The 1854-nt window shown below is 38.5% G+C and carries 2 protein-coding genes; one reads left to right on the plus strand and one right to left on the minus strand.

Features of this window, described 5'->3' with window-relative positions; translation table 11 throughout:
* Positions 1-214: 214 nt before the first annotated feature.
* Entirely contained in the window at positions 215-646 is a 432-nt protein-coding gene (locus Q0954_RS33800; protein WP_002692605.1) for a PaaI family thioesterase, read from the minus strand.
* 293 nt (positions 647-939) lie between these two features.
* Between Q0954_RS33800 and Q0954_RS33805 the strand changes: the two genes are divergently transcribed.
* The gene (locus Q0954_RS33805) at positions 940-1782 is read left to right on the plus strand and encodes a DUF5117 domain-containing protein (protein WP_299466465.1); all 843 of its coding nucleotides are present in this window, start codon (positions 940-942) and stop codon (positions 1780-1782) included.
* Positions 1783-1854 lie beyond the last annotated feature (72 nt).

A 1854-nucleotide genomic window follows, 5' to 3' on the forward strand; every position in this document is an offset into this window, starting at 1 on the left:
TCTTGGTACATAATGCAGTCAAAATAACTTCCCCATTTTAACTGTATATTTTAGTCGCTATACATCGTTGAAAAATATTTACTTAAAGTTGCTGACATTATTTCGGCAACATTACTAAGGATTAGCTGTCTGATTTTCAAAACTTACGTTCAATTCATAAAGCAAGGGTATTTTATCAAAGAGGTAGCATACCCTTTACTTTATCGTGTAAACATTACTTTTTACCTATTTGCAACATATTAGACATAGCTCTGGCAATAAGTTTACCTTCAGCATTGTGCAGTTCCCCAGTGACATTGATCACCTGCCGCCCCTGCCTCACTACGTCTGACCGGGCAATAATTTTATCTCCCAGCTTGGCTTTGCCTATAAAGTCTACCGCAAGATTGATAGATACTGCCGGACTGGGTTTGTCAAGCGCTGCTACAGTCATTCCAATAATTTCGTCAAGGATGGCCGCTTGTACACCTCCGTGCAACAACCCCAAAGGATTGGTCATTTCTTTGCGCACGGTTATTTCCATCTCAAAACTACCTGGTTTTACCGAAAGTAAGGCAGGCTTTAGCCATTGAGTAAACGGTGGAGCATTTTGGTCAAGTACATTCCCTACCTGGCTCTCAAACATTTTGTATAAAGGATTTTCCATTGAAATATCTTTGGTGAATGGAGGCAAATATATGGTTTATTGTTTGACGATTAAAATGACTCAAAAAATCTTGGGTTGCCAATATAATACTGGCATATCCAACAACCCAACCTCTACCCTCACTAAACAAATGCTTACCGTCAATGCATGATCATAACACAAATATCGGCTTCTAAAAAATTGCTCATGTTAAAAAGTTGTTATCGGAAAAACCAACACAAACCTTTTCGTAAATTTGACGCCTGTGTGCACTACTAATGTCGCATATTTGTTTGTATAAAATAGTTATTTTAATGAAGAAAAATTATAAAAACACCTTAAGGAATGCATTGATGCTTTGCCTGGGGCTGATTTTAATAGTAGCAAATGACGCTACTGCACAACGCAAAAAGAAAAATCGTAAAAATAAAAAAGGGCAAACTACTCCTCAAAAGAAAAAACCTCGTGGTGGTATCAAACCTTACGATAAGGTAATCACTAAAGCCGCCAAAACAGATGCAGGCTTGTTTATTTACCACAAGGTAAAAACCAAACACTACTTTGAAATACCCAAACAACTACTTAATAAAGAAATGTTGATTGTAAGCCGTATTTCAGGCATTACTCAAGGCATTTCGTTTGGCGGCGCAGGTATGAAGTCACGCCCGCAACAAGTAGTACGCTGGCAAAAAGTAGACAACACGATCTTGCTGCGCTCGGTGTCTTACAATAGTATAGCCAATGAAAATGACCCGATATATAAGTCAGTAAAAAGCAACAACTTTGAGCCTATCATTATGTCGTTTAGACTGGCTACTATCAGCAAAGACAAACAAAATTATGTGATAGAGGTATCTAAGCTTTTTACGGGTGATGTAGCCATGATTGGTCCCTTGAGCTCCGCCCAAAAACGCCGCTTTGGGGTAAGACGCTTAGACAAGAGTCGCTCGATGATTTCGGGCATAAAGAGTTACCCAAAAAATATAGAAGTACGCCATATATTGACCTATACTGCTACCAAGCTACCCAGCAATGCCATTACAGGGTCTTTGTCTTTGGAAATGAACCAATCTATGATTTTGCTCCCCGAAAAACCAATGAAGCCTCGTTATTTTGACCAACGAGTGGGGTACTTTTCGGTAAGACAGACTTTATAATGTGAATATCGAGTTGAATTTTGTACAATTTCAATAAGAGGGCACTCTTTATTGTACTTTTTAAAGATTTGC

It is taken from the genome of uncultured Microscilla sp., assembly GCF_947493425.1.
In the GTDB taxonomy this organism is placed as follows: domain Bacteria; phylum Bacteroidota; class Bacteroidia; order Cytophagales; family Microscillaceae; genus Microscilla.

Coding starts and splice junctions, on each gene's coding strand:
- Q0954_RS33800 (WP_002692605.1), bottom strand. CDS start 646: ATGGAAAATCCTTTATACAAAATGTTTGAGAGCCAGGTAGGGAATGTA.
- Q0954_RS33805 (WP_299466465.1), top strand. CDS start 940: ATGAAGAAAAATTATAAAAACACCTTAAGGAATGCATTGATGCTTTGC.